This is a genomic window from Anaeromyxobacter sp. K (genome assembly GCF_000020805.1).
Classification (GTDB): Bacteria; Myxococcota; Myxococcia; order Myxococcales; family Anaeromyxobacteraceae; genus Anaeromyxobacter; species Anaeromyxobacter dehalogenans.
The window spans coordinates 783,494-810,150 of sequence record NC_011145.1 but is presented as its reverse complement, the minus strand read 5'-3'; the positions used below and the strand labels follow the sequence as shown (position 1 = coordinate 810,150).

At 75.0% G+C, this 26,657-nt stretch carries 22 protein-coding genes; 13 read left to right on the top strand and 9 right to left on the bottom strand.

The features are described 5' to 3' along the window. Entirely contained in the window at positions 1-1,014 is a 1,014-nt protein-coding gene (gene gspN, locus ANAEK_RS03535) for a type II secretion system protein GspN (protein ID WP_012524777.1), read from the top strand. 28 nt (positions 1,015-1,042) lie between these two features. On the opposite strand, the gene ANAEK_RS03530 is transcribed toward gspN, so the two are convergent. Then, a complete protein-coding gene (locus ANAEK_RS03530) occupies positions 1,043-3,526 on the bottom strand; it encodes a methyl-accepting chemotaxis protein (RefSeq protein ID WP_012524776.1) in 2,484 nt (827 codons plus the stop codon). A gap of 199 nt (positions 3,527-3,725) precedes the next feature. Here ANAEK_RS03530 and smc point away from each other — a divergent pair, with 199 nt between their 5' ends. The 4 genes from smc (at position 3,726) to ANAEK_RS03510 (ending at position 10,278) form a co-directional block, all read left to right on the top strand. Next, positions 3,726-7,325: a chromosome segregation protein SMC gene (gene smc, locus ANAEK_RS03525; protein WP_012524775.1), complete on the top strand. Its 3,600-nt coding sequence runs from the start codon at positions 3,726-3,728 to the stop codon at positions 7,323-7,325. A gap of 218 nt (positions 7,326-7,543) precedes the next feature. Beyond that, on the top strand, positions 7,544-8,953 hold the full coding sequence (ftsY, locus tag ANAEK_RS03520) for a signal recognition particle-docking protein FtsY (RefSeq protein WP_012524774.1): 1,410 nt from the start codon (positions 7,544-7,546) through the stop codon (positions 8,951-8,953). Then, a complete protein-coding gene (locus ANAEK_RS03515; protein WP_012524773.1) occupies positions 8,950-9,645 on the top strand; it encodes an HAD family hydrolase in 696 nt (231 codons plus the stop codon). Before ftsY ends, ANAEK_RS03515 begins: the two co-directional genes overlap by 4 nt. A 93-nt stretch (positions 9,646-9,738) precedes the next feature. After that, positions 9,739-10,278, top strand: coding sequence for a GNAT family N-acetyltransferase (locus tag ANAEK_RS03510; RefSeq protein ID WP_012524772.1), 540 nt, complete (start codon positions 9,739-9,741; stop codon positions 10,276-10,278). A gap of 86 nt (positions 10,279-10,364) precedes the next feature. On the opposite strand, the gene ANAEK_RS03505 is transcribed toward ANAEK_RS03510, so the two are convergent. The 8 genes from ANAEK_RS03505 to ANAEK_RS03470 form a co-directional block, all read right to left on the bottom strand. Further along, a complete protein-coding gene (locus tag ANAEK_RS03505; RefSeq protein ID WP_012524771.1) occupies positions 10,365-11,870 on the bottom strand; it encodes a cellulose synthase family protein in 1,506 nt (501 codons plus the stop codon). Positions 11,871-12,188: 318 nt separating this feature from the next. Further along, on the bottom strand, positions 12,189-13,502 hold the full coding sequence (locus tag ANAEK_RS03500) for a S41 family peptidase (RefSeq protein WP_012524770.1): 1,314 nt from the start codon (positions 13,500-13,502) through the stop codon (positions 12,189-12,191). A gap of 42 nt (positions 13,503-13,544) precedes the next feature. Next, on the bottom strand, positions 13,545-14,666 hold the full coding sequence (locus ANAEK_RS03495) for a murein hydrolase activator EnvC (protein WP_012524769.1): 1,122 nt from the start codon (positions 14,664-14,666) through the stop codon (positions 13,545-13,547). 9 nt (positions 14,667-14,675) lie between these two features. Further along, positions 14,676-15,560, bottom strand: a complete 885-nt coding sequence (locus ANAEK_RS03490; RefSeq protein WP_012524768.1) for an ABC transporter permease — start codon at positions 15,558-15,560, stop codon at positions 14,676-14,678. Positions 15,561-15,563: 3 nt separating this feature from the next. Continuing rightward, positions 15,564-16,268, bottom strand: a complete 705-nt coding sequence (gene ftsE, locus ANAEK_RS03485; protein ID WP_012524767.1) for a cell division ATP-binding protein FtsE — start codon at positions 16,266-16,268, stop codon at positions 15,564-15,566. Between the two features lie 40 nt (positions 16,269-16,308). Then, complete coding sequence (locus tag ANAEK_RS03480) at positions 16,309-16,854, bottom strand: hypothetical protein (RefSeq protein WP_011419724.1); 546 nt, start codon at positions 16,852-16,854, stop codon at positions 16,309-16,311. A 95-nt stretch (positions 16,855-16,949) separates the two neighbouring features. Then, positions 16,950-17,729, bottom strand: coding sequence for a glutamate racemase (murI, locus tag ANAEK_RS03475; protein ID WP_012524766.1), 780 nt, complete (start codon positions 17,727-17,729; stop codon positions 16,950-16,952). A 119-nt stretch (positions 17,730-17,848) separates the two neighbouring features. Then, complete coding sequence (locus ANAEK_RS03470) at positions 17,849-18,649, bottom strand: hypothetical protein (RefSeq protein WP_012524765.1); 801 nt, start codon at positions 18,647-18,649, stop codon at positions 17,849-17,851. Between the two features lie 322 nt (positions 18,650-18,971). Here ANAEK_RS03470 and ANAEK_RS03465 point away from each other — a divergent pair, with 322 nt between their 5' ends. The 8 genes from ANAEK_RS03465 (at position 18,972) to ANAEK_RS03430 (ending at position 25,814) form a co-directional block, all read left to right on the top strand. Continuing rightward, positions 18,972-19,715 carry a MotA/TolQ/ExbB proton channel family protein gene (locus tag ANAEK_RS03465; protein WP_011419721.1) on the top strand — a complete coding sequence of 248 codons (744 nt, stop codon included), beginning with the start codon at positions 18,972-18,974 and terminating at the stop codon, positions 19,713-19,715. 16 nt (positions 19,716-19,731) lie between these two features. Next, positions 19,732-20,184: a protein TolR gene (gene tolR / locus ANAEK_RS03460; RefSeq protein WP_011419720.1), complete on the top strand. Its 453-nt coding sequence runs from the start codon at positions 19,732-19,734 to the stop codon at positions 20,182-20,184. Continuing rightward, a complete protein-coding gene (locus ANAEK_RS03455; protein WP_012524763.1) occupies positions 20,181-20,951 on the top strand; it encodes an energy transducer TonB in 771 nt (256 codons plus the stop codon). The genes tolR and ANAEK_RS03455 overlap by 4 nt, the downstream gene beginning before the upstream one ends. A gap of 16 nt (positions 20,952-20,967) precedes the next feature. Next, positions 20,968-22,272 (top strand): protein TolB, encoded by a 1,305-nt coding sequence (locus tag ANAEK_RS03450; RefSeq protein ID WP_012524762.1) that lies wholly within the window; start codon positions 20,968-20,970, stop codon positions 22,270-22,272. Between the two features lie 11 nt (positions 22,273-22,283). Then, entirely contained in the window at positions 22,284-23,201 is a 918-nt protein-coding gene (locus ANAEK_RS03445; RefSeq protein WP_012524761.1) for a Ppx/GppA phosphatase family protein, read from the top strand. After that, a complete protein-coding gene (locus ANAEK_RS03440) occupies positions 23,182-23,844 on the top strand; it encodes a class I SAM-dependent methyltransferase (protein ID WP_232288356.1) in 663 nt (220 codons plus the stop codon). Before ANAEK_RS03445 ends, ANAEK_RS03440 begins: the two co-directional genes overlap by 20 nt. Before the next feature lie 335 nt (positions 23,845-24,179). Continuing rightward, positions 24,180-25,040, top strand: coding sequence for a C-GCAxxG-C-C family (seleno)protein (locus ANAEK_RS03435; protein ID WP_012524759.1), 861 nt, complete (start codon positions 24,180-24,182; stop codon positions 25,038-25,040). Positions 25,041-25,160: 120 nt separating this feature from the next. After that, entirely contained in the window at positions 25,161-25,814 is a 654-nt protein-coding gene (locus ANAEK_RS03430) for an HAD-IB family phosphatase (protein ID WP_012524758.1), read from the top strand. The last annotated feature ends 843 nt before the right edge of the window (positions 25,815-26,657 follow it).

Genomic DNA, 26,657 nt, shown 5'->3' with positions numbered 1-26,657 from the left:
ATGAAGCTCGACCTCGAACGCCTCCGGCTCCCCTCGATGCCGTGGCTCGCGCGCCTCCCGGGGATGTCGCGGGTGGACTGGAACGTGTGGCGACCGCGCGCCGGCTACGGCGCGTTCGCGCTGCTCGCGTTCGCGGTGGCGCTCCGCGCCACGTTCCCCTCCGAGGCGGTGCGCGAGCGGCTGATCCTGGAGGCGGGCGCGCGCGGCTGGCAGTTCGAGGCCGACGACATCGGCCCGGGCGGCCTGCTCGGCGTGACCGCGGAGGGCGTGCGGCTCGAGGACCACGCCTCGCACCAGTTCGCCATCGACCGGGTGAGCGCGTCGCTCCAGCTGCTGCCGCTGCTGCTGGGCCGGCAGGTGATGGACGTGGACGCGCTCGTCTACGAGGGCCGCGTGCGCGGCAGCACCGCCCTGAACGGCGCCGAGCGGCGCACGGTCCTGGCGCTCCAGGGGCTCGATCTGGCCCGGGCGGTCCCGCTGAAGGTCGCCACCGGCATGGACCTGCAGGGCGCGGTCTCGGGCTCGGTGGACGTCACCGTGCCGGAGGCGCCGGCGGGCCGGCCCACCGGCCGCATGCAGCTGGCGGTGTCCCGCGCCGGCGTGGCCGGGGGCCAGCTGCCCATCCCCGGCATGGCCACCGGCCTGCGCCTCCCGCGCGTCGGCCTCGGCGAGGTCGCCGCCAGCGTGAAGCTGGAGGGCGGCAAGGCGGCGGTGGAGCGGCTCGAGGCGAAGGGCGGCGACGTGGAGCTCGCCACCGACGGGCTGGCGGTGACCCTCGGGCCGCGCCTCGAGCACGCGGCGGTGTTCGGCAAGGCGACCGTGCGCATCCAGCCGGGCTTCTGGAGCGCGAGCGCGACCGCCGGCCTGCGGCCCATCGTGGAGGCGGCGCTCGCCTCGGCCCGCACGCCGGACGGCGCCTACCGGCTCCAGGTGGTGGGGACGCTCGGACACCCGCGGATCGTGCTGACGCCGGGGCAGGGCCGCGCGCCGATGGGCGGCGGCGACGAGGAGTAGCCGGGGCGGGCCCGCCCGCCTCCGCCCGCTAGACCTTGAAGCGCCCCACCCGCTCGGCCAGCGCGCGCGAGCGGGAGCCGAGCCGCTCGGCCAGGCCGGACAGCCCCTCCACCGCGCGCTCGTGGTCGCCGGCCGTCTGCGAGAGCGCCCGCAGCCCCTCGCGGACCCGGCGCGTGGCCGCGTTGTGGTGCTCCACCGCGCGCCCGATCTCCGCGAGCATCCGCTCCACGCGCCCCAGGCTCTCCAGCTGCTGCCGGCCCCGCGTGGACTGGTCCTCCAGCGCGCGCGCCACCTGGTCGGCCATCGCGTTCACGCTGCGCGACGCGGTGTTCACGCCGGCGGCGCTGCGGCCCACCAGCTGCACCGCGGCCGCGACCGCGCGAGAGCCCTCCGCCACCGACTCCACCAGCAGCGAGACCTCGTGCGTGGACTGTGCGTGCGAGCCGACCGCCGCCCGGATCGCGGCGGCGGTCTCGCGCCCCTGCGCGGTGGAGCGGCGGATCTCGCCGAGCGCCTCGAGCGAGTTGCGGGCCAGCTTCACGCCCTCGCCGGCGAGCGCGTCGCCGCGGTCGATGAGGGCGGCGGTGCCCTCCACGTCGTCGCGCACCGCGCGGACGATGTCGCCGATCGAGGTCGTCGAGCGGGCGATCTGCGCCGCCAGCTCGCGGATCTGCTCGGCCACCACCGCGAAGCCCTTGCCGTGCTCGCCCGCCTGCGAGGCGATGATGGAGGCGTTGAGCGACAGCAGGCTGGTGCGCCCGGCCACCTCCGAGATGAAGTCCACCACCTGGTCGATGTCGTCGGAGCGCCGCCCCAGCGCCGCCACGCGGCGGTGCGCGTCGGCCACCGCCGCGCGCAGCGCCTCGATCCCGTGCACCGTCTCCTCCACCACCCCGCCGGCCCCCTCGGCGACGTCGGCCACCATCCCGGCGGTGCGCTCGCTCTCCTCGGCGGCGCGCTCCAGCGTCCCGATCGACGACCGCACCGCCGAGAGCGTCCCGGCGGCATGGCCGGCGTGCTGCTCCAGCTCGGCGAGCGTGGCGTCGGCGTCGCGGCCCGCGTGCGCGAGCGACTCCACGTCGCGGAGCGCGACCGCCATGGCGCGCTCCAGCTCGGCCCCCTTGCGCCGCACCTCGTCCAGGCCGGACGCCATCTCGCCCACCTGCTGCGTGGTCGCCGAGACGTACTCCGACAGGCCGCCGACCCCGCGCGCCACCAGCGCGATCGAGCCCTCCATCGCCTCCACCGCGCCCTGCGCCGCCACCGCCCCGGCGTGCTGGTCCAGCGCGCCGGCCCGCACCCGCTCGCCGATGGCGCCCGCCTCGCGCGCGCCGGCCGAGACGCCCTCGCTCGCCGACTGGACGTCCACGACCAGCGCCTTCAACCCCTGCGCCATGCGCCGGAAGTCGGCGGCGAGCTGGCCCATCTCGTCGCGCGAGACCGAGGGCGGGCTGGCGGCGAGGTCGCCCGAGGCGATGCGGTCCGCGGCGCGGCCGAGCGTCCGGAACGGGAGCGTGATGGCGCTGGCGGCGAGCCACGCGAGCAGCGCGGTCGCCGCGTAGACCACCAGGGCGCTGACGGCGAGCGCGCCCCAGAACGCGCGCCGCCGCGCGCGCACCGGCTCCTCCGGGAGCCACGAGACCACGCGCCCGCCCGAGGCGGTGGCGCGCGACACGAGCCAGCCGCCCTCGACCCGGAGCGCGCCCGCGGCCGCGGCGGCCGCGCCCTCGAACGGGACCCGGCCCGCGCCGAAGCGCGCCACCACCGCGCCGCCCGGGCTGAGCACGGCCGAGGGCGTGCCGGTCACGAGCCAGAGGTGCTCCGCCAGCTCCGCGTCGCTCGCGGCCACGCCGGAGGCGACCGCGCTCTCCTGCGCGTGGGCGGCGGTGGCGACGTACTCGCGATCGATGTCGCCCCGGTAGCGGACGTAGCCGGTGGCGGCGAAGAGGAGCACGCAGATGGTGATGAGCCCGAGCGCGAGGATCAGGATCTTCCCGCGCACCGTGCCCTGGACGGCGACCTCGGCGTCCGGGCCGAGCCGCTCGAACACCTCGCCGGCGGCGGTGCCGGCGAGCGCGTAGCAGAGCATCGCCGCGAGCGAGGCGCTGGCGAAGCCCACCGCGGCGCCGGCCAGGCCGAGGTCGAGCGGGACGCCGCGCGCGCGGGCCAGGGCGGTGAGCACCACGGTGGCGAGCACGCCGGCGGCGAGCACCACCGCGGCGGTGTAGGCAGGCAGCCGGTGGCCGGTGGCGGCGGCGCGCAGCGCGAGCGGCGTCGGGATGGCGCCGGCGCGGCGGTGCGCGTCGTCGGCGGCGCGCAGCGGCCGCGACAGGGCCCAGACCGCCCCGCCCGCCGCGGCCCACTCCAGCACCACGCTCGCGAGGAGCGCCCACCGCAGCGCCTCGCGCTGCGGCGCGGAGAGCGGGAACGCCTGCGTCACCCACCACCCCAGCGCCGTGCCGAGCAGGATCATCGACGCGACGTTCCGGACCAGCCGCCAACCGAAGCGCATGTGACCCGGGAGTGTATCCCGGGGGCGCGCGCCGGCGCTGCCCCAGGGCGGCCATACACGTCAGGCAACGCAAGGTCGCGTTTCCCCATGGGAAACGGCCGCCGCCGCCCGGGCTGCGACGCGGCGGCCGGTGAAAACCCCCCATTGATCAAGGGCTTCGCTTGAACTCGCCCATGGGGTCGTGATATCGCGTTTCGCCATGCGCATCCGTCGCCTCGACATCGTCGGGTTCAAGTCCTTCATGGACAAGACCGTCATCGCCTTCGACGACGGGGTGACCGGCGTGGTGGGCCCGAACGGCTGCGGCAAGTCCAACGTGGCCGACTCGATCCGGTGGGTCCTCGGCGAGCAGTCGGCGCGCCACCTCCGCGGCCGGTCCATGGAGGACGTGATCTTCAACGGGTCGGAGTCGAAGCCCCCGCTCTCCATGGCGGAGGTGATGCTCACCTTCGTCAACGACCGGCCCAGCGAGCTGCCGCCGCAGTACCAGGGCTTCGGGGAGATCACCGTCGGCCGCCGGCTGTTCCGCACCGGCGAGTCCGAGTACCTGGTGAACGGCGTCCAGGCCCGGCTGCTGGACGTGAACGACATCTTCTTCGGCTCGGGCGTGGGCCGCACCGCCTACTCGATCATCGAGCAGGGCCGCATCGGCCAGATCGTCTCCGCCCGCCCCGAGGACCGGCGCGCCATCATCGAGGAGGCGGCCGGCATCACGAAGTACAAGAAGCGCCGCGAGGCGGCCGAGCGGAAGATGGAGGCCACGCAGCAGAACCTGCTGCGCGTCGCCGACATCGTCCAGGAGCTGGGCAAGCAGCTCGAGTCGCTCAACCGGCAGGCGCGCAAGGCGGAGAAGTACAAGGCGCTGCGCGGGCAGATCCGCGAGCTCGAGCTGCGCACCGCCGCGGCCCGCTACCTGGAGCTGACCGCCACCCGCCGCGCCGCCGAGGAGCGGCAGGCCGCGCTGAAGGCCGAGGAGGCCGAGCTGTCGGCCCGCCTCGCCGAGCTGGACGGCGCGCTCGAGCAGGACCGCGCCCTCGGCGGCGAGAGCGAGGCGCGGGTCGCCGACCTGGGCACCCGCGAGCACGCGCTGGAGAGCGCCGCGCGCGTCTCCGAGGTCTCGGTGGAGGCGGCGGCGCGCGAGCTCGACCAGATCGCGGAGCGCACCCGCGCGCAGGCGGCCGAGGTGGAGGCGCTGAAGGACCAGGCCGAGGCGCTCGCCGCCGAGCGCGAGACGCTGCTCCGGCAGCGCGACGACCTGCAGTCCCTCGTCACCACCGACGAGGGCCGCCTGGGCGAGGCCGAGGCCGCGCTGCGCGACGCCGGCCGCGAGCAGGGCGCGCTGCAGGCCGAGGCCGACCGCTCCCGGGCCGCCGCCGCCGCCGCGCTCTCCGAGGCCACCTCGCACCGCAGCCAGCTCGCGCAGATCGAGCGCCAGCGGCTCGACCTGCGCGGCCGCATCGAGCGCAACCGCGCCGAGGCCGACGACCTGGCGAAGCGCGCCGGCCAGCTCGACGAGGCGCGCGCGCGCCACGTGGAGAAGCTGGGCCACACCCGCCAGCTGAAGCTCCGCCTGGACGAGCAGCGGGGCGCGCAGGAGGAGCTGCTCGAGCGCACCCGCGCCGAGTTCATCCAGAACGAGGCGAAGCTCATCACGCTGCGCGAGGAGCTGGCCGAGAAGCGCTCCCGCCTGCAGAGCCTCCTCGAGATCGTCCGCAACTACGAGGGCTACGGCCGCGGCGTGCGGAGCCTGATGACCCGGGCCGGCCAGGACGAGCCGCGCGACCACGGCATCTTCGGGCTGGTGGCGGACGTGGTGTCCGCGCCGGAGGAGTACGAGAACGCCATCGAGGCGGTGCTGGGCGAGCGGCTCCAGTACGTCATCGTCGAGAGCCACTCCCAGGGCGTCGAGGCCATCGACTACCTGAAGACCGCGGCCGAGGGGCGCGCCTCGCTCATCCCGATGGCGCGCCTGCGCGAGGCGGGCGCGAGCGATCCCACCGAGGCCGACCGGGCGCAGCCCGGCTTCGTGGCGGTCTGCCTGGACGTGGTGACGTTCGACCCCTCGTACGAGAAGGTGGCCCGCTTCCTCCTCGGCGACGCGATCATCGTGCGCGACCTGCCCTCCGCGCTGGAGATCTGGCAGCAGAGCGCGGTGAAGCGGACGCTGGTCACGCTCGACGGCGAGGTGCTCGACCCCTACGGCGTCGTCACCGGCGGGCCGCTCGAGGGCGAGGGCCACGGCGCGCTGCAGCGGCGGCGCGAGGTGCAGGAGCTGGAGGAGACGGTCCGCGGCTTCGAGGCGGAGTTCTCGCTGGCGCAGGAGCGGCACCGGACCCTGCAGGCGCGGCTGCTCCAGCTCGAGGCGGCGCTGAAGTCGCTCGACAAGGACGGGCGCGAGAAGGAGCTGGCGCTCGTCGAGGAGGAGAAGGACCTCGCCCGCGTGGGCTCGGAGCTGGAGCGCGTGGCCGACCGCACCGGCCAGCTCGAGGCCGAGCGGAAGCAGCTCGAGGACGGGGTGGCCGGGCTGGTGCGCGAGGAGGAGGAGCACCGGGTCGCGGCGGCGACCGCCGAGGCCGAGCAGGGACGCGCCGAGGAGCGGGCCCGCGAGGCGGTGGCGGCGCTCGAGCACACCCGCGCCCGCGGCGACGTGCTCTCCGCCGAGCTGATGAACCTGAAGGTGAAGGCCGCCGCGGACGCCGAGCGTCGCGAGGGCATCGGCTCCGCGCTCAAGCGGATCGACGACACCCGGCGCGAGGTGGACGAGCGGCGCGGGCGGCTGTTCGCCGCGCTCTCCGAGGCGAACGCGCGCGCTGCGGAGCTGCGCGGACGGCTGGAGGGCACGCGGGTGGACCTGGGCCGGCTGGGCCAGGACCTGGCCGCGGTGCGCGAGGAGCTGGCGCGCGCGCGCGCGGCGCACGAGGGGCTGGTGGCCGCGTCGCGCGGCCGCGAGGCCGAGGCGCGCGAGCTGCGCGGCCGCGCCGAGGCGGTGCGGCAGGCCTGCGCCGAGGCGGCGCTGACCGCGCGCGAGCACGCGCTGGAGCTCTCGCACCTCGAGGAGCAGACCCGGGAGCGCTGCCAGGCCGAGCTGCGCTGGGAGGTGGGCCGCTTCCACCTGGAGAAGCCGCCCGGGGAGGCCGAGCGCGAGCGGCTGGACGAGCTCAAGGGGCAGGCCGAGCGGATGGGCGCCATCAACCTGACCGCCATCGAGGAGTACGACGAGCTGTCGAACCGGCACGCGTTCATGAGCGAGCAGCGCGCCGACCTGGAGCGGTCGCTCGCCGACCTCAAGGCGGCCATCGTCAAGATCAACCGCGCCAGCCGCGAGCGCTTCCAGGAGACGTTCGACCGGGTGAACGAGAAGTTCCAGCAGGTGTTCCCGCGCCTGTTCGCGGGCGGGCGCGCCGGCCTGGTGCTCACCGCCGCCGAGGGCGACGGCGAGCAGGGCGTGGAGATCTTCGCGCAGCCGCCCGGGAAGAAGCTCCAGAGCGTCAACCTGCTCTCCGGCGGCGAGAAGGCGCTCACGGCCGTCTCGCTCATCTTCGCCATCTTCCTCATCAAGCCCACCCCGTTCTGCCTGCTCGACGAGGTCGACGCGCCGCTCGACGACGCGAACGTGGGCCGCTACAACGAGATGGTGAAGGAGATGTCGAAGAACTCGCAGTTCATCCTGATCACCCACAACAAGCGGACCATGGAGATGGTGGACACGCTCTACGGGGTGACCATGGAGGAGCCGGGCGTCTCCAAGCTGGTCTCGGTGCGGCTCTCCGAGCGCACCCGCGAGGCCGCCGCGGCCTGAACGACGGTCTCGGGATCCGCGTCACCTCCGGTCTCGCGGCGCACGCCGGCGTCCGGGCGGGATGGGACGGGGCGGCGCCCCGCCCCACCCTGCACGCCGGGTCCCGTGCGCCGCCGCGGCCGTCTTCGCCGCGCGCCGCCGCGAATTGACACCCGCGCGCCGGGGGCCCTATATGCTCGGGCTCCCGCAGCATTTTCCTCGCCCGGAGCCCGCCCGCCGTGATCCCGCTCGCACTCACCGCGAACGACGCCGCCGCCGTCGCGATCGTCGTCGCCGTGCTCCTCCTCGTGGTGCTGGCCGCGCTGCGGCTCGCCCGGAAGCGGCGCGCCGCGCCCGAGGCGCCGCCGCGCGCGGCCCCGCCCGCCGCCCCGCCGACCGAGCGGCTCGCCCGCGGCGCCACCGAGGAGGAGGCCGCCGCGGCGCTCCGCCGGGCCGGCCGCGAGGCCCCGCGGCCCGTCGCGCCGCCGCCCCCGGCGCCGGCCGCCGGGCCCGCGGCGCCGGCCGAGGATCGCGAGGCGCTGGAGGCGCGCCGCAAGGAGGAGTACCGCCGCAAGAAGGAGGCGGAGCGCCTCGAGAAGGAGCGCCGGGTCGAGGAGCGCGCCGAGGAGGCGCGGCGCGCGCGCGAGGAGGCGGAGCGGCAGGCGCGCGAGGCCGAGGAGGCGAGGCGCCGGGCGGAGGAGGAGGCGCGGCGGCGCGCCGAGGCCGAGGCGGGCAAGACACTGGCGGCGGGCCTGGAGAAGACCCGCGGCGGCTTCATGGCGCGGCTGAACGCGCTGTTCGCCGGCGGCAAGGTGGTGGACGACGCGGTCCTCGCCGACCTCGAGGAGGTGCTGTTCACGGCGGACATCGGCGTGAAGACCGCCACGCGGCTGCTCGAGTCCGCCCGCGAGAAGGTCCGCCGCAAGGAGCTGTCGGATCCCGAGCGGCTGAAGGCGGCGCTGCGCGAGGAGATCGCGCGCATCCTCGACCTGGCCGGCACCGGCGGCGCGGCCGCGCCGCTCGCGGTGGGCGAGGCGCGCCCGTGGGTGGTGATGGTGGTGGGCGTGAACGGGTCGGGCAAGACGACCACGGTGGGCAAGCTCGCCGCGAAGCTGCAGGGCGCGGGGCACAAGGTGCTCCTCGGGGCCGGCGACACGTTCCGCGCCGCCGCGGGCGAGCAGCTCGAGGTCTGGGCCGAGCGCGTCTCGGCGCCCGTCGTCCGCGGCAAGGAGGGCGCGGACCCGGCCGCGGTCTGCTTCGAGGCGGTGCAGCGCGGCGCGCAGGAGGGCGTGGACGTGGTGCTCTGCGACACCGCCGGGCGCCTCCACACCAAGATGCCGCTCATGGAGGAGCTGAAGAAGGTGCAGCGGGTGATCGGCAAGGCCGCCGCGGGCGCGCCGCACGAGGTGCTGCTCGTGCTCGACGCCACCAACGGCCAGAACGCGATCGCCCAGGCGCGCCAGTTCCACGAGGCGCTGGGCGTGACCGGCATCGCGCTCACCAAGCTCGACGGCACCGCCAAGGGCGGGGTGATCATCGGGATCTGCGACGAGCTGCGGATCCCGGTACGCTACGTGGGCGTGGGCGAGCGGGTGGCCGACCTGAAGCCGTTCTCGCCGCGCGAGTTCGTGGAGGCGCTGTTCGAGTGAGGCGCGCCGCGGTCATCCTGTGGGACGTGGACGGGACGCTCATCTCGTGCGGGGGCGCCGGCCGGCGCGCGCTGGAGCGCGCGCTCGCGGAGCGCTGCGGCCCGATCGATGGCGCGCTGGGCGGCCTGCGGCTCGACGGCATGACCGATCGGCTGATCGTCCGCGAGGCGCTCGCGCTCCTCGCGCACCCGTACAGCGACGACGCCTGCGAGGGGGTGCTCGCGCGCTACCTCGAGCACCTCGCGGTGGAGATCCGCAACCCGGGGTACCAGGTGCTCCCCGGCGTGGAGGCGGCGCTCCGGTCGCTGCACGGGCGCGTGCCGCAGGGCCTCTGCACGGGGAACGTGGCGGCGGGGGCGCGGGTGAAGCTCGCCCACGGCGGCCTCGACGCCTGGTTCGACTGGGGCCCGGACGCGATCTGCGGGTTCGCGGCCGACGGCGAGGCGCGGGAGCACGTGGTCGCGGCGGCGGTGCGGCGGGCGTCGGCCCGGCTCGGGCGCACGCTCGACCCCGCCGAGGCGCTGGTGGTGGGGGACACGCCCCGCGACGTGGCCGCGGCCCACCTGGTGGGTTGCCCGGTGCTGGCGGTCGCGACCGGCCGCTACTCGGCCGCCGAGCTCGCCGCGAGCGGCGCCGACCAGGTGATCGCGTCGCTCGAGGACACGTCCGCGCTCCGTGCAGTGGCCGGCTGATCCCGGCGGCGCCGGACCTCGACGCGCCTTGACCCGCCGCTCCGCGCCGGGCTATGCCAGTCACCTCGACGCACCACGTCGACGGAGGTCCCCATGACACCGGTGCACGGAACCCAGGGCGCGGGCCCGGGCGATGAGCTCGCGCCGCTCGACGGACCGCGGCTGCGCGCGGTGGCCGCCACGCGCGCGCACGCCGCGCAGATCCAGTCCTGCTTCCAGGGCGCGCCGGACTACTTCGTGCGCACCGAGGGCGGGCCGGCCGGCGCGGACGCGGCGGAGCGGCTGCTGGCGGAGGCCGAGGCGGATCCGGAGCGCCGCGTCTACGCGCTCGTCCCGCACACGGGAGGGCCCGCCGTCGGGGTCCTCGACCTGTACCTGAACCACCCCGAGCCCGGCACCGCGCACGTGGGCCTGCTGCTGTTCCGCGAGGCGTGCCAGGGCCTCGGCTACGGCAAGGAGACCACCGCCGCGCTCGAGCACGTGCTGGCGCGCTCCGGCTTCCGCGCGCTGCGCCTGTCGGTGGGCGACGAGAACCCCGGCGCGCGCGCGTTCTGGGAGCGGCTCGGCTTCGCCGAGGTGGGCCGGCTCGACCGCGGCGTCGCGGTATTCGAGAAGCCGCTCGAGCCCGCCTAGCGCGGCCCGGCCACGGGGCCGGAAACGGAACGGGCGCCGCGAGATCGCGGCGCCCGTCGTGCTTCGCGGACCCGCCGGGCGGGCCGCTACTCCGGCGAGGGCTGCGGCGAGAGCACGCGGACCCAGCGCCCGACCCGGCCGCGAAGGCCCTCGTAGATGCTGGCCAGGCCGACGTAGCCGAAGCCCACCTGGAACAGCAGCAGGAACGGCAGCGAGTAGTAGACCTCGCGCTCGATCAGGTACATCACGCCGTAGGTCATGTAGGCCGCGAGCGCCAGCTCGACGATGGGCTGGAACGTGACCGCCGCCTTGTACCGCTTGCGCGTCACCGACTCGCCCGCCGAGGCGACGCCGTGCTTGGGCGTGCGGGTGAAGGCGGTCTCGTAGCCCATGAGCGCCTCGACCACCGCGCGCGCCTGGTTCACCGACAGGCCGATGCCGATCGCCATCACCATGGGCAGGTACTTGATCTGCTGCCAGGTGGTGCGGCCCTGCTCGCGCTGGCTCGCCGCGTAGAACGCCACCACGCTGAAGGTCGCGGCGGCGAAGAACGGGATGTCGAGGAACAGCACCTCGTACCAGCCGTGGGAGACGCGCACCACCACGGTGATCGGCAGCAGGATCGCCAGCGGGATCATCAGCAGGTAGGCGAGGTTCGCGGTGAGGTGCATCACCGCCTCGCGCTTCACCTCGCGCGGCAGATCCGCGTCGAGCAGCCGCGGCAGGACCTTGAGCGCGGTCTGGATCGAGCCCTTCGCCCAGCGGTGCTGCTGGCTCTTGAACGCGTTCATCTCCACCGGCAGCTCGGCCGGCGTGACGATCTGCGGCACGTAGACGAACTGCCAGCCCTTCATCTGCGTGCGGTAGGAGAGGTCCAGGTCCTCGGTGAGCGTGTCGTGCTGCCAGCCGCCGCCCGAGGCGATGGCCTCGCGCCGCCAGATCCCCGCGGTGCCGTTGAAGTTGAAGAAGCGGCCGGAGCGGTTGCGCGCGGTGTGCTCGATGACGAAGTGCCCGTCGAGCAGGATGGCCTGCACCTGGGTGAGCAGCGAGTAGCCGCGGTTCAGGTGGCCCCAGCGCGCCTGGACCATGCCGACCTTCGGGTCGGTGAAGAAGTCCACGGTACGCCGCAGGAAGTGCGGATCCGGGATGAAGTCCGCGTCGAACACCGCCACGAACTCGCCCTTGGCGGTCTTCAGCCCGTTCTCCAGCGCGCCCGCCTTGAAGCCGCTGCGGTCGGTGCGGTGGATGTAGACGATGTCGAGCCCCTCGGCCCGGACGCGATCCACGCAGGCGCGGGCGATGCCCTGGGTCTCGTCGGTCGAGTCGTCGAGGACCTGCACCTCGAGGAGCTCGCGCGGATAGTCGATCTTCGCGATGGCGCCGATGAGCCGCTCCGTCACGTACATCTCGTTGAAGATCGGGAGCTGGATGGTGACGCGCGGCAGCTGCTCGAACCGGTCCTTCGGCGTGGGGAGCCGGTACTTGTGCCGGTAGTACAGGTACGCCATCGCGTAGCGATGGGACCCGTAGATCGAGAGGATGCAGAGCAGCAGTGCGTACCCGACGACGACCGAGAGCTCGAGTGAAGTCATCTTGACGTGTGTGTGCGCCGGTGGGCGCCTCCGGAGAGGGCCGCGAATCGCAATCTGCGGGCCAGGGCGTCGCCCCTCCGTCTCCGGAAGGATTGGCGCGGACTATAGCCTTCCGTACCGCGAAGTCAATTCATGAAAAGGTGCGCACCGACAAGGGAAAACCACATCCGCCCGCCCCGCGCGGCGCGGCCCGCGAAAGGCGTGCAACCGCGCGTGGGTGCACGTTCTGCGTGCAGGGGCGACCCGGACCGCGACACCGCTGCCACGCCGGGCTCGGAGGACCGAGCCTGCACGCTCCGTGGATTCCCTACCCCGTGCTCACTGCCGCTTCGGGGCGATCGCGGTGCTCCGCGCGCCCGGGCCGCCCCGGAGGACGTCCGTCGCGCGCAGGTAGTCCAGCGCGGTCCGGAGCTGGAAGTCCTCGGGCATGGCGGGCGCCGGGACCGAGGCGGGCACCGGCGCCGCCTCGTTGCGGAGGTGCCGCTTGAGGTCGCGCTCCGCCGGCGCGGGCTGCGCCGGGGCCGCCGGGGCGGTCTCGGCGACCACCACGTCCGGGGAGATGCCCAGCTCCTGGATGGAGCGGTGGCTGGGCGTGTAGTACCGCGCCACGGTCAGCTTCAGGCCCGAGCCGTCCTCCAGCTCGATGATGGTCTGCACGGAGCCCTTGCCGTAGGTCTGCGTGCCCATCACCACCGCGCGCCCGTTGTCCTGGAGCGCGCCGGCCAGGATCTCGCTCGCGCTGGCGGTCCCGCGGTTCACCAGGACGATGATCGGGTAGCCCGGCTCGGTCCCCTTGGGCCGCGCCCGCTGCACCTCGACCTCGCGCCGGTCGCGCCCCTCGGTGCTGACGATGACGCCCTCGGCGAGGAACGCGTCCGCCACCCGCACCGCCTGGTCGAGCAGGCCGCCCGGGTTGTTGCGCAGGTCGAGCACCAGCCCGCGGATCTCGCCGCCCAGCGCGGCCCGCCCGTCGGCGAGCGCCCTCGCCAGCGCGCGGTCGGTGCGCTCCTGGAACGCCTTCACGCGCACGTACAGGTACCCGCGCCCGGCGTCGAGCACCCGCAGGTCCACGCTCTGGGTGCGGACCCGCTCGCGCACCAGCGTGAGCCGCTGCGGCGCCGTGAACCCGGCGCGATCGACCTCCAGCACCACCTGGGACCCGGGCGCGCCCTTCATGCGCCGGATCGCCCCGGACATCCCCAGCTCGCGCGTCGAGGCCCCGTCGATGGACAGGATCCGGTCGCCCGGCCGGAGCCCGGCGCGCTCGGCGGGGGACTCGGCCGTGGGCGACACCACGGTGAGCACGCCGTCCTCGAGCGCGACCTCCAGGCCGAGCCCGTCGAACTCGCCGGTCGTCTCGTCGCGGAGCTGCTCGAACACCTCCGGCCGCATGAACGCGGAGTGCGCGTCGAGCTTCGCCATCATCCCGTCGATGGCGCCGTACACCAGCTCCCGCTCGTCCACCGGCTCGAGGTACGAGCTCTCGACGTGGCCGAGCACGTCGGCGAACACGTCGAGCGCGCGGTAGGGCCGGGACGCGGCGCGGCGCGCCGCCGAGGCGGAGCGGTCCGCGACCAGGCCGGCGAAGAACGCGATCGCCAGGGCGGCGACGAGGGCGAGGCGGCGCATCATCGGGGCGAGTCTACCAGGGGGGCGGGATCGTCTCACGTGCCCTCACGGCGCGAGCCATGGCCGCGGGTCCACCGGACGCCCCTTCTCGCGCAGCTCGAAGTACAGGTACGGCCCCTTCAGCGAGCCGGTGTCGCCGACCGTCCCCAGCACGGCGCCGGCGGGCACGTCCTCGCCCATGGCGGTGCGCATCGAGGCGAGGTGGGCCACCAGCGTGTGGTAGCCGTCCCCGTGGTCCACGATGACGATGTTGCCGTAGCCCTTGAACCAGCCGGCGTGGACCACGCGCCCCGGCGCGACCGCACGGACCGGCGCGCCCGCCGGCGCGTCCACGTCGAGGCCGTTCTGCACGGTGACCGTGTTGAAGCGCGGGTTCACCACCTTGCCGAAGCCGACCGTCACGTGGCCGGCGACCGGCAGCGGCAGCCGGCCCCGGCGCGCGGCGAAGCCCTCGGGCAGCGCACCGCCGCTGCGCGGCGGCGGCAGCGTCGCGACGAACTCGGCGAGCCGGCGCTGCTGCACGACCGCCTCGGCCGCGGCGCGCTCGTGGAACCCGCGGGCGGTGCGCAGGGCCGCGAGCAGCGTCTCCCGCTCCTCGCGGAGCGCGGCGGCGTCCTCGCGCCGCTCCGCCGCCTCCTTCGCCAGGGCCGCGAGGCGCCCCGCCTCGCGCTGCCGGGCCGCGCGCGCCCGCTCGCGCGCGTCGCGCGCCGCGTCGGCCTCGGCGAGCAGCGCCACGTCGTGCGAGAGGATCCGCTCCATGAGCCAGCGGCGCTTCACCAGGTCCGCGAGCGACCGGCTGGAGCTCAGGACCTGCAGCTCCCCGGTGCGCCCGAGCCGCTCGCGCGCCGCCAGCCGCGGCCGCAGCTCGGCGAGCCGCGCCTGCATGCGCGCCTGCGCGGCCGCCTCCTCCTCCCGCGCCTGCGACAGCGCGGCCTCGGCCCCGGCCCGGGCGGCCTCGGCCCGGCGCGCCTCCGCGGCCGCCGCGGCGAGCGCCGCCTCCGACTCGGCCAGCGTGTCGAGCACCGAGCGCTCCTGCTGCGCCAGCATCCGCGCGGCGGCCTCCTCGGCGCGGCGCCGCACCTCGAGCGCGTCGAGCTGCGCGCGGGGGCCGCCGCCGGCGGCGAGCGCGAGCGCCAAGGCGATGCCGAGCGGAGCGGAGGGGACCACGGCTCGGCCTCACAGGCGGCGCAGCGTGCGCGCCACCGAGAGCGCGCTGCCGAGCAGGCCCACCGCGGCGCCGGCCGCGAGCAGGCCCAGGAGGAGCGCCGGGGGGAGCACGTCGCCGAGGCGGAGCGCGCGCGCCGCGTCCACCGCCGCGCGGAGCCGCGGCACGAGCGCCGCGTGCAGCGCCAGCAGCGCCCCCACCGCCAGCCCGCCGCCCAGCAGGCCCTGCAGCACCCCCTCGATCAGGAACGGCGCCGACACGAACGCGTCGGTGGCGCCCACCAGCTTCATGATCTCGATCTCGTCGCGGCGCGCGAACACCGCCAGCCGCAGCGTGTTCGAGACCAGCACCGCGGTGGCGAGCGCGAGCGCCGCGAACAGCGCCACCGCCGCGATCCGGGCGCGGCCGAGGAACCGCTCCAGCCGCTCCAGCCAGGCGGTGCCGTAGTCCACCTCGGCCACCCCCGGCAGCGCCCGCAGCCGCCCGGCCAGCCCGCGCGCCTCCGCGAGCGAGATCCCCGGCGCCGAGACCTCCACCGCGTCCGGCAGCACGCCCGGGCCCACGCCCTCCAGCACCCGGCCCTGCTCGCCCAGCTCGGCGGCGAGCCCGCGCAGCGCCTCGGCCCCGGTGACGGCCGTGACGGCGCGACCGGGCGCGACCGCCGCCGCCGCCTCGCGCACCGCCGCCAGGTCGGCGCCCTGCGCCAGGTACGCGGAGATGCGGACCTCGCCGGCCCAGGCCGCGAGCAGCCGCTCCGCGCCGCCGAGGGCCGCCGCGAGCAGCCCGATCGAGAACAGCGCCACGAAGATGGTCGCGATCCCCACCAGCGCCACGTAGGGCCCGCGCACCAGCGCCTCGACGGCGCGCCGCGTGAAGTAGACGGGGCGGAGCGGCACCGGTCAGCCCCCCGCCCCCGCGCCGGACCCCGGGGCGCGGCGGATCGAGTCGCCGTCCGAGACCAGGCGCCCGCGCTCCAGCAGCACCACCCGCCGCTTGTAGCGCTCGAGCAGCGAGCGGTCGTGCGTCGCGACCAGCACGGTCGTGCCGCGCGCGTTCGCGTCGGCGAGCAGCTGCATCACCTCGAGCGTGCGCTCCGGGTCGAGGTTGCCGGTGGGCTCGTCCGCCAGCAGCAGCGCCGGGGCCGGCGCGAGCGCGCGCGCGACCGCGACCCGCTGCTGCTCGCCGCCCGAGAGCGACGGCGGGAACTTCTCGGCCCGGTGCTCGAGGCCCACCGAGCGGAGCAGCTGCTTCACCCGCCGCCGGATCTCCTTGTCCGGCATGGCCTGCACCTCCAGCGGCAGGGCCACGTTCTCGGCCACCGTCCGCTGCGGCAGGAGCTTGAAGTCCTGGAACACCACCCCGATGTTGCGGCGCAGGTAGGGCACCGCGCGCGCGCCGATCTTCGCCACGTTCTTGCCGAACAGCAGGAGCTGCCCGCTGGTGGGCGCCTCGTCGCAGAACACCAGCTTCAGCAGGGTGGACTTGCCCGCGCCCGACGGTCCGGTGAGGAACACGAACTCGCCCTTGTCCAGCTCGAGCGTCACGTCCTGGAGCGCGGGCCCGTCGCCCGGGTACTCCTTGGTGACGTGGAACAGCTGGATCACGGACGCTCCCGGGCCGGCGTGGGGAGTGCCGGACGCGACGTCACTTCCGCTCGCCGAGATCCTCGGCGAGGTACGAGAGGATCACCTCGTCGAGGCTGCGCTCGCTGATCAGGTCCTCGCCGAACAGCGTCTCGGCGCCGTCGTTGCGGAGCGCCGGCGCGGGCTGCTGGCGCGCGGCGAGCACCTCCGGCGGGAGTTGGGCGCCGCGCGGCGCGGGCATCGTCATGCCGGGCTGGAGCCGGACCGTACGGCCGTCGGCCTCGATCTGCCCGGGCTGGAACGCCTGCGCCTGCTGCGCGCTCGCGGCGTCGATGTCGTCGTACACGCCGTTGATGAGGTTGCGCAGCATCTCCTTGTGCTGCTCCTCCATCAGCTCGCGCACCACCTGTGCCAGGTTCTCGGCGGCGACGATGTCGGCGTAGGAGGTCTTCTTCGAGGCGAGGATGTTCCCGCCCACGAACAGGTGCGTGATGATGTGGGGGTTGTCCAGGCCCGAGTCCTCGGTCTGGATGTGGTACATCTTCCCCTTGTGCTTGATGTTGTGGTTGAAGCCCACAACCATCTTCTTGCTGGCGTCGGCACCCATCGCGAGGCGGGACTGTACCGCCGGCGCCCCCCTGCCATCAAGCGCGCCCCGGTCGAAATCCCCTGACGCTGCGGTGGGCTAGCCGCGCCCGACGCTCACACGTCCACGTGCTCGGCCGACTCCACGGTGCGTCCGAGGAACCGGCCCGCCACGCCGAGGAAGCGCTCGGGCACGTCGGTCACGAGGAACCGGTGCACGCCGCTCCGGCCGGCCACCGCCGGGATCCGCGCGCGGACCTCCTCGGCGATCGCGTCGGCGCTGTCGACCAGCCGCACCTCGGGAAGCGCGCGGGCGATCGCCTCGCGGAGCAGCGGGTAGTGCGTGCAGCCCAGCACCAGCGTGTCGATGGCGGCGTCGCGCAGCGGGTCGAGGTACCGGCGGACCACCCCGCGCACCACCTCGTCGTCCGGATCCGTCCACCCCTCCTCCGCGAGCGGGACGAACAGCGGGCACGCCCGGGCCACCACCTCCGCGCCGGGGCGCTCGCGCAGGATCGCCGCCTGGTAGGCGCCGCTCGCCACGGTCCCCTGCGTGCCGATCACGCCGATGCGGCCGGTCCGGGAGGCCTTCGCCGCGACGCGGGCGCCGGGCTCCACCACGCCCAGCACCGGGACGGGCAACTCGGCGCGGAGCGCCGGCAGCGCCACCGCGGAGGCGGTGTTGCAGGCGACGACGAGCAGGTCGATCTCGCGGCGCGCCAGCACCCGCGCGTTGCGGAGCGAGTACTGGGTCACCGTCTCGGCGGACTTGGTGCCGTACGGCACGCGGGCCGTGTCGCCGAGGTAGACGGTGTCCGCGGAGGGGAGCGCTGCGAGGATGGCGCGCTGGACGGTGAGCCCGCCGACGCCGGAGTCGAAGATGCCGATGCGTGACACGGCGCGGAGTCTACTCCGGTCGCCCCCCGCGCGCTCGCCCGCCGTGCCGGCCCCCGGACGACGGAGCGCGGGCCCCGTCGCCAGGGCCCGCGCTCGAGGCGGCTCGGATCGGCGTGGGGCTACGGCAGCGTGGTGGCGGGGCCCTTCGGCGCGCGGCGGGCCGGCGGCGGGGCCGCGGTGCGGGCCGGGCAGTAGGAGGCGCTGTCCGCCAGCGCGACCGAGAGCGTCGAGATCGCGGCCGGGGTCACGTTGAAGTTGGTCGCGCTGCAGTTCGCCGCCGTCGGCACCCACGCGCCGCCCGAGAACACCGCCTCCTCGGTGCGGGTGAGCGTGAACGCGCCGGCCGGGAGGGTGAACACGATCCCGTTCGGATCGCCGCACGCGTACAGGGCCGGGTTCGGGCTGGTCTCGTCCACCTGGGCGGCGACCACCCCGGCGATGGCGTCGTAGACCGAGAAGAACATGTACGAGCCGGCGGTGCAGACGTTGGTGGGCGTGAAGGAGTACGCGAGGTCGAACGTGCCCTCGGCCGGCTGCACGCCCACCCGCGTGTCGCCGCAGTCGTACGGGGTCACGTTCCGCTCGTCGCGGAGCAGGATGGTCGAGCCGTCCGACGCGATCCCCTCCACCGTGACCAGGTGCGTCCCGGCCGGCACGTAGGTGATGGTCGCGCCGCCGTCGCTGCAGTTCCAGCCGCCGGACACGGGCCCCTGCACGCGCTGGTCGTTCATGTAGATGTCGACGTACGCGACGCCGGCGTCGCGGCAGCCGGTCTGCGCGCCGTTGGCGAGCAGGAAGCTCGGCCACTCGATGGTCATGGTCCGGTCGGCGTCCACGCAGGAGTAGCCGCCGTTGTCGGTGGACACGGTGCAGCCGGCGACCAGGGCGGAGGCGGCGAGCAGAAGGGCGAGGCGTCTCATCGGAAGGTCCTCCAGCGTGGGCTCCGGACCGCGATGGGGCCGGGCATCTCGAAAATGAGCAACGGACGTGCCATCCCCCTGACGGCCGAAGCGCCGGGATTATGCACGTGCGAGGGCGCGATCGAGGGGTGAACCCGGCGCACGGCCGTGGCGCCGGGACCACGGTTCGCGGGTGGGACATGTCGGTGCCGCCTCGGGAGGGGAAACGGCCCGCCGGGCGTTTACTGTCGAGCGCCCCGGATCCCGAGGAGAATGGGGGGTCGGGGAGAGGCGCAGCCGAGCGGGCGCGTCCATGCTAGAGAACCCCTTTCCCGACCTGCACATGACCGAACTCGCCCTCTCGCAGCTCCTGCCCTCCGCCGGCGTGCCCCTCGCGGCCGCGGGCGGCCTCAACTACCTCGAGATCGCCACCAACTCCGGGCCCGTCGGCATCGGCGTGCTGGCGCTCCTGCTCGGCGCCTCCGCGGTGTCGTGGGCCATCATCGTCAAGAAGTGGCTCCAGATCCGGCGCGCGCAGGACCAGTCGGTGAAGTTCCTCGAGACCTTCTGGCAGTCCAAGCGGCTCGACGCCATCTACCAGGCGGCGGAGTCGCTGGGCGCGTCGCCGCTGTCGCACGTGTTCCGGGCGGGCTACGTCGAGCTCTCGAAGGTGACGGCGCGCAAGAACGAGGGCGACCCGGGCGCCATGAGCGACCAGCTCGGCGGCATCGAGAACGTCGAGCGCGCGCTGAAGCGGGCCGCGGCCTCCGAGGTCACCGCGCTCGAGCGCCAGGTGCCGTTCCTGGGCACCACCGCCAGCGCCGCCCCGTTCGTCGGCCTGTTCGGCACGGTGTGGGGCATCATGCGCGCGTTCCACGAGATCTACCTGATGGGCAACGCGAACCTCGCCACCGTGGCGAAGCCCATCTCCGAGGCGCTCATCGCCACCGCCGTCGGCCTGTTCGCCGCCATCCCGGCGGTGGTCGCCTACAACTTCTTCCTGTCGAAGATCCGCGTGCTCGACAGCGAGATGACCAACTTCTCGAACGACTTCCTGAACATCGTTCGGCGGCACTTCTTCAGCTAGGGAGCGAGCCGTGGCGATGTCCTCCGGCGGCTCGGGCCGCCAGTCCCTCACCGAGATCAACGTCACGCCGCTCGTGGACGTGATGCTGGTGCTGCTCATCATCTTCATGGTGACCGCGCCGCTCATCCAGCAGGGCGTCGAGGTGAACCTGCCCGACGCGCGCGCCAAGGCGGTCGAGGCGCAGGAGCAGAAGCTCGTCCTCTCGATCAAGTCGGACAAGAGCCTGTGGCTCGGCACCACCGAGGACGCCGCCCACGTGCCCTACGACGAGCTCGAGGACAAGCTGCGCGCCAACTCGCGCGCGCAGAAGGAGCACGAGCTGTACCTCATGGCCGACAAGACGCTGCCCTACGGCTTCGTGGTGGACGTGATGGCCACCGTGCAGCGCGCCGGGATCGTGAACGTGGGGATGATCACCAACCCCGCGCCGGAGCGGGTGAAGCCCGAGCGGGAGGCCCGCAGGCGATGAGCATCCCGGTCGCGACCGCCCTCGGGCGGCGGGACAGGATGTGGCCGGCGGTGCTGGCCTCGCTGATGGTCCACGCCGGGCTCATCACCTGGGCGCTGGTGCGCCAGCAGGGCCCCGCCATCGACCTCGAGCAGAAGCCCATCGTGGCGAAGCTCGTGCGCCTCGGCGAGAAGCGGCCGGAGCAGTGGCTGCCGCGCAAGGAGACGCCGCCGGAGCCGGCCGCGGCCGAGCCCATGCCGGCGGTCGCGACCGCGCCGGCGGCCCCGACCCCCGCGCCGCCCGCGCCCGCCGCGCCGGTCCCCGGCGCGAAGCCCTCGCCGGTGCCGCCCGCGCCCCGGCCGCCCGCCCGCACCGGCCCGACCACGGCCGGGAGCAGCACCTCGGTCGCGTCGATGCTCTCGCGCGTGAAGCAGCAGGTCGAGCGCGAGCGCTGGGGCGACCCCGAGGGCGACCCGGCCGGCGACGCCTCCGAGGCCGGCGAGGGCGACCGCTACCTCGCGCTGGTGAAGCGGGCGCTGCAGGAGAACTACCGCGTCCCGGCCACCATCTCCGAGCGCGACCGCATGTACCTGAAGGGCACGGTGGTCCTCTGGATCGAGCCCGACGGGAACATCGCGCGCTGGCGCATCGAGAAGTCGTCCGGCAACGGCGCGTTCGACGACGCGCTGGAGCGGACCGTCCGACAGACCCGCCTCCCCCCTCCGCCCGACGCGCAGCGGCAGCTGTACCGCTCGACCGGGCTCGCCATCGTCTTCGAGATCGGCTGATCTCCCGGAGCCCGCCATGATCGTCCGCCGTGCCCTCGCCCTCGCCGCGCTCGCGCTGGCCGCCTCGCCTGCGCTCGCCGCCCAGGAGCGCCCCACCATCGTGGTCGGCTCGCCCGACTTCCGCCCGCTGCCCATCGCGGTGGCGGCGTTCCAGGGCGAGGGCGACGCCGGCGTCGCCGCGACCCAGACCGCGGAGGTGGTGCGCGCCGACCTGGTGCTGTCGGGCCTGTTCGACGTGCTCGACCCGCGGGGCTTCCTCGCCGATCCGTCGGAGGGCTTCGCGGCGCCGTCGATCCGGTTCGCGCGCTGGGCCGACGTGGGCGCGGACGGCCTCGCCAAGGCGCGCGTGCGCCGCGGCCCGGCCGGCCTGGAGGGCGAGCTCCACCTGTACGAGGTCCGCGCCGGGCGCGAGGTGCTGGTGAAGCTGCTGCGCGTGGACGGCGCCGACGCGCGCTCGCTCGCCCACCGGATGGCCGACGAGATCGTGCGCTACTACACGCGCGAGCCCGGCATCTTCGCGACGCGCATCGCCGCGATCCGCCGCGGCCGCGGCACCTGGGAGCTCGTGACGCAGGACATGGACGGCGGCAACCAGCAGGTCCTGCTGTCCGAGCGGAGCATCCTCATGTCGCCGGCGTGGCGCCCGGACGGCCGCGAGATCCTGGTCACCAGCTACCGGTCCGGCCGGCCGGAGCTGTGGGCCTACCGCTTCTCCGACCGCGCGTTCCGCCCGCTGGGCCGCCACCGCAACGCGTTCGGCGGCGTGTACTCGCCCGACGGCTCCCGCATCGCGTTCACCGTCAGCGAAGGCAACGTCACCGATCTCTGGGTGATGTCCGCCGACGGCGTCGGCGCGCGCAAGCTCACCAGCGACCCCGCCATCGACGTGTCGCCCACCTGGTCGCCCGACGGCCGCCGCATCGCGTTCGTCTCCGACCGCTCCGGCACCCCGCAGATCTACGTGATGGGCGCGGACGGCTCGGGCGCGCGGCGCCTGACGTTCCAGGGCAACTACAACCAGACGCCGCAGTGGAGCCCGCGCGGCGACCTGATCGCGTTCACGGCGCGCGACGAGCGCAAGGTGTTCGACGTGTTCGTGGTGTCGCCGGACTCGGGCGCCATCAACCGCATCACCCAGGACCAGGGGCGCACCAACGAGGAGCCGTCCTGGGCGCCGAACGGCCGGCTCATGATCTTCCGCACCGACCGGAACGGCGGGATCCAGCTGGTCGTGTCGGACGCGCGCGGCGACCGCCAGACGCCGGTGACGAGCGGCAAGACCGACCTGGCCGCGCCGGCCTGGGGCCCGCTGGCGCCGTAGGCGGGGACGGCATGGCCGGGCGGCTCGCCTCGATCGACGTCGGCACCAACACGGTGCTGCTGCTCGTGGCGGAGCGGCGCGGCGGCGCGCTCGCGCCGGTGCGGGAGCGCGCCGAGATCACCCGGCTCGGCCGCGGCGTGGACGCGACCGGACGCCTCGATCCGGCCGCCATCCGCGAGACCGTGGCCACGCTGGCGGCGTTCGCGGCGGAGGCCCGGGCGCTCGGCGCCGACGAGATCGCCTGCGTCGCCACCAGCGCCGCCCGCGACGCCGCGAACGGCGACGAGTTCTTCGAGGCGGCGCGCGCCGCCGCGGGGCTCTCGCCGCGGGTCATCTCCGGCGACGAGGAGGCGCGCCTGGTGTACGGCAGCGCCTTCCGCGACTTCGGCGCGGGCGGGCCGCTCGCGGTGCTCGACGTGGGCGGGGGCTCGACCGAGTTCATCGTGGGCGAGGGACCCGAGCCGCGCGCGCGCGTGAGCCTGCAGGTGGGCGCGGTCCGGCTCACCGAGCGGCACGTGCGCGCCGATCCGGTGCGGGCCGAGGAGCTCGCGGCGATGCGCGCAGGGGCGCGCGAGGCGCTCGCGCCGCTCGCCGCGCTGGGCGCCGGCGCCGGCGCGCGGCTGGTCGGCGTGGCGGGCACGGTGACCACCCTCTCGGCCGTGGCGCAGGCGCTGCCCGCCTACGACGCGGAGCGCGTGCACGGGGCGGAGCTCCGGCTCGACCAGGTGGAGCGGCTGCTCGCGCGCCTCGCGGCGCTGCCGGTGGCGGCGCGCGCGGCGCTGCCCGGGATGGAGCCGAAGCGGGCCGACGTGATCCTGGGCGGCGGCGTGGTGGTCGCGGAGGCGATGCGCCTCGCGGGGTTCGACCGGCTGACGGTCTCGGACCGCGGCGTGCGCTGGGGGCTGCTCTATGAGCTCGCCGGTCCGTGACGGCGCCGCCCGGCTCTACGCGGCGGTGGCCTTCGGGCCCGCCGCGGCGGTGTACGCCTTCCTGGTGGACCAGCCTGCGTGGCGCGAGGACTGCCGCGCGCTCGGCGCGCTGGTCCCGGGCCCGCGGGTGCTGGATCTCGGGATCGGCCCCGGCACCGGCGCGGTGGAGATGGCCCGTGCCGCGCCCGGCACGCGGCACGTCGGGCTGGACCGCTCCGCCTCCATGCTCCGGCGCGCCGCGCGGGCGGCGGGCGCCGGCGCGGTGACGCTCCCGCTGGTGCGCGGCGACGCGCTCCGGCTCCCGGTCCGCGACGGCGCCCTGGACGGTGCCACCGGCCACAGCGTCCTGTACCTGCTGCCCGATCCTGCGGCCGCGCTGGCGGAGCTCCACCGCGCGCTGCGGCCGGGTGGCCGCGTGGCGTTCCTCGAGCCGCGCCGCCAGGGCGCGCCGCTCGCCGCGACGCTGGCCGGCGGCCCGCGGTTCGCGGCCGCCATGCTCCTGTGGCGGGGGATGTCGCGACTTCACCGTCGGTACGACGAGGCGGAGCTCGCGTCGCTGCTCTCGCGCGCCGGCTTCGCGGGCGCGCGCGCCTGGCCGGTGCTCGGCGGCCACGGCGTGATGGCGACGGCCGAGCGCGCCTGACGCGCGGGCCCGCCGCCCGGCGCGACCTCGCGTTCCACCGCCACGGCGTTGCGCGCCGGCGCGCACGCGGCGCCCGGACGCACCGCGACCGCGGCGGAGGGTCGCGGCGCTGCGGCACGGGCGCGCAGCACGCGCGCCAACAGTGCGTTCCCACATGCACGACCTAGCGCCGCGCGCCGCGTCCGATCGTCGCGCGCGCGCATTCGACGCAGGGTACGCCGTCCCGGCTTGCGTACCATCGCCGCAACCCGGACAGAGCGCATCCACCCCCGCGCTTGCCCCCGGACGCGACCCGAGACACGGGCCGCTCCCAACCCCCCACGGAGGAATGGACGATGGAGAAGGAGAACCTCGGTCGGCGGCAAGTGCTCGCGGTCATCGGCGGCGCGCTTGCCCTCGGCGGCCTGCAGGCCTGCGGTGACGACAACGACGACGGGACGACCACGCCGCCCGAGCAGCCGGCGACGGGGCCGCAGGTCGCGGACTACCCGTACGACCAGCACATCGCCGCGACGTACCAGATCGATCCGGCCAAGGTCCGCGAGCTCGCGTACCAGGCGTACTACAACGGCGGCTGCTGCCACGGCGCGTTCAGCGGCCTCATCGACCACCTGAGCGAGACGGTGGGCCAGCCGTTCAACCTGATCCCCCGCACGTTCGGCCAGTTCGGCGCGGGCGGCATCGCCGGCTACGGCAGCATCTGCGGCTCGATCCTCGGCGGCATCCTCATCATCAACTCGATCGTCTCCAAGGCCGACGTCCGCACGAACATGCTGACCGACCTGATGCGCTGGTACGAGCGCGAGTCGTTCCCGAAGTACGTGCCGCAGACGATCGCGCCGAGCGAGGCGGGCAAGACCACGCTCGACTTCACGAACGTCGCCGCCCTGCAGGTGGTCCCGGGCTCGCACCTCTGCCACGCCTCGGTGTCCACCTGGTGCGCCGCCAACAAGGTCTCCACGAAGAGCGCGGACAAGCTCGCGCGCTGCTCGCGCCTGACGGCCGACGTGGCCGGCAAGGTGGCCGAGATGCTGAACGCGTACCTGTCCACCGGGACGTACGCGGGCCCGGCGGCCATCGACGACGCGTCGGCCGGCTGCCTCGGCTGCCACGGCCCGACCACCACGTTCGAGCCGGTGGCGTCGGGCATGTCCTGCACGTCCTGCCACTCCGACAAGACGACCGGGCACCCGTAGCCGTTCGTCGTCTCCGCACCAGAGGGCCCGGTCGCGCGCTCGCGGCCGGGCCCTTTCGCGTCTCGGCCGCCGCGGCCGGGTGGCGGCGGGCGCCCCGGCCTGATAAGAGACGCGTCCCGCATGCGCGCACCCTGGGCCATCGTCTGCGACTTCGACGGAACGGCGCTCACCGAGGACCTCGGCGATCAGGTCGCGTTCCACTTCGCCGGCGTGGACGCCTACCGCGCCGCGGAGGACCGTTACCGCGCCGGCGAGCTCGACTTCGGGCGCCTCCTGCAGGCCGTCTTCGGCCCGATCCGCGCGAGCCGCGCCGAGATCGCCGCGTTCGCCCGCGCGCGCGCCACCTGGCGCCCGGGGTTCGAGGACTTCCTCGACGCCTGCCGCCGCGGAGGCCGGCCGTTCCTGGTGGTCTCGTCCGGCCTCGACGCGTACATCGAGCCGGTGCTCGAGGGGCTGCCGCCGGCGCTGCGCGCGCACGTGGAGCTGCGCGCGAACCGCGCCGCCTGCGGCGAGGACGGGCTGCGCGTCGGCTTCCACGGCGCGGACTGCGGGTTCTGCGGCTTCTGCAAGGGCGACGTGGTGCGCGAGCTCCAGGCCGCCGGGCACAAGGTGGCGGTGTGCGGGGACGGCACCGGCGACCGCCACGCCGCCGACGCCGCCGACCACGTGTTCGCGCGCGCCGGCTCCTCGCTGGTGCGCTACTGCGCCGAGCAGGGCATCCGCCACGACGTGTTCGAGACGTTCGGCGAGGTCATGGCGCGGTTCCCGGCCTGACCTCGCCTGCCCTCCTGACGCTGTTTCCGGCGGGCGACGCATCCAGCGAGCCGTGTTCTGGGGATGGAGCGCGGGTCGCGCGGTGCGGGGGCGCCGCTTCCAGCGGGCCCTGTCCTGGAGCGGGGCCGCTAGGTCGGCGCTCCGGGCGTTCGCGGCGGTGCTCGCTCCGCAAGGCCCGGGACGTGGATGGATGGCCGGAACCGGGGCCGTGGGATCGCGCAGGCCGACGCACCGGACGGGCCAGCCGCGGGATCGGTTCCAGCGCCGGCTGCGCCGGTCCCTTCGCAGCGGCTGTCCACGGCGGTGCAGGTCTAAGATCCTGGGGACGTGCCGAACGCTTGCTGCGCTGCGCTCCGGCGCGAACGCCCGGATCGCCTCGGGGGCGGCCTGACGTGAATGGGAGGCGGTGGTGGGGACGCTGTCGCCGGGGGAAGTTCTCGGGGGAAGTTCTCGTACTGATCCCTCGAAGCCGCCCCCACGGACCCCGTCCGCAGCGCGGACGCCCTCGCCCGCGAACCGCGACTGTCAGCGCAGGCGCAGCCCGCCAGGATCACGGATCGTGCGCGTGGTCAGCCGGCGTGCGCGGCGAGCATGTCTGAGGCCGCGTGTCGCGAAGCGATAGCCGAGCCCGGCTGATCTGGGTCGCGTCGCGAGGCACACGATGGCGTCGCCGAGCCGGGCACACGAGGACCGAGCAGCGCAGGCGTGCCCCCAGGCACGTCGAGCAGCGCAGGGACGAGTCTGCCCGGCGCAGGCAGCCAGCGTGCGCCGCAGCAGCGAGCCAGATCGGCCGGTCTCGGCCCAGTGCGGCCGAGTTTGCGAGCGCGCCCAGGTGCATCGGAC

What these genes read in the sequence shown, in the direction of transcription:
- gspN (WP_012524777.1), top strand. Translation starts at nt 1, where the DNA reads ATGAAGCTCGACCTCGAACGCCTCCGGCTCCCCTCGATGCCGTGGCTC.
- ANAEK_RS03530 (WP_012524776.1), bottom strand. Translation starts at nt 3,526, where the DNA reads ATGCGCTTCGGTTGGCGGCTGGTCCGGAACGTCGCGTCGATGATCCTG.
- smc (WP_012524775.1), top strand. Translation starts at nt 3,726, where the DNA reads ATGCGCATCCGTCGCCTCGACATCGTCGGGTTCAAGTCCTTCATGGAC.
- ANAEK_RS03510 (WP_012524772.1), top strand. Translation starts at nt 9,739, where the DNA reads ATGACACCGGTGCACGGAACCCAGGGCGCGGGCCCGGGCGATGAGCTC.
- ANAEK_RS03505 (WP_012524771.1), bottom strand. Translation starts at nt 11,870, where the DNA reads ATGACTTCACTCGAGCTCTCGGTCGTCGTCGGGTACGCACTGCTGCTC.
- ANAEK_RS03500 (WP_012524770.1), bottom strand. Translation starts at nt 13,502, where the DNA reads ATGATGCGCCGCCTCGCCCTCGTCGCCGCCCTGGCGATCGCGTTCTTC.
- ANAEK_RS03480 (WP_011419724.1), bottom strand. Translation starts at nt 16,854, where the DNA reads ATGGGTGCCGACGCCAGCAAGAAGATGGTTGTGGGCTTCAACCACAAC.
- ANAEK_RS03470 (WP_012524765.1), bottom strand. Translation starts at nt 18,649, where the DNA reads ATGAGACGCCTCGCCCTTCTGCTCGCCGCCTCCGCCCTGGTCGCCGGC.
- ANAEK_RS03465 (WP_011419721.1), top strand. Translation starts at nt 18,972, where the DNA reads ATGACCGAACTCGCCCTCTCGCAGCTCCTGCCCTCCGCCGGCGTGCCC.
- tolR (WP_011419720.1), top strand. Translation starts at nt 19,732, where the DNA reads ATGTCCTCCGGCGGCTCGGGCCGCCAGTCCCTCACCGAGATCAACGTC.
- ANAEK_RS03455 (WP_012524763.1), top strand. Translation starts at nt 20,181, where the DNA reads ATGAGCATCCCGGTCGCGACCGCCCTCGGGCGGCGGGACAGGATGTGG.
- ANAEK_RS03450 (WP_012524762.1), top strand. Translation starts at nt 20,968, where the DNA reads ATGATCGTCCGCCGTGCCCTCGCCCTCGCCGCGCTCGCGCTGGCCGCC.
- ANAEK_RS03445 (WP_012524761.1), top strand. Translation starts at nt 22,284, where the DNA reads ATGGCCGGGCGGCTCGCCTCGATCGACGTCGGCACCAACACGGTGCTG.
- ANAEK_RS03440 (WP_232288356.1), top strand. Translation starts at nt 23,182, where the DNA reads ATGAGCTCGCCGGTCCGTGACGGCGCCGCCCGGCTCTACGCGGCGGTG.
- ANAEK_RS03435 (WP_012524759.1), top strand. Translation starts at nt 24,180, where the DNA reads ATGGAGAAGGAGAACCTCGGTCGGCGGCAAGTGCTCGCGGTCATCGGC.
- ANAEK_RS03430 (WP_012524758.1), top strand. Translation starts at nt 25,161, where the DNA reads ATGCGCGCACCCTGGGCCATCGTCTGCGACTTCGACGGAACGGCGCTC.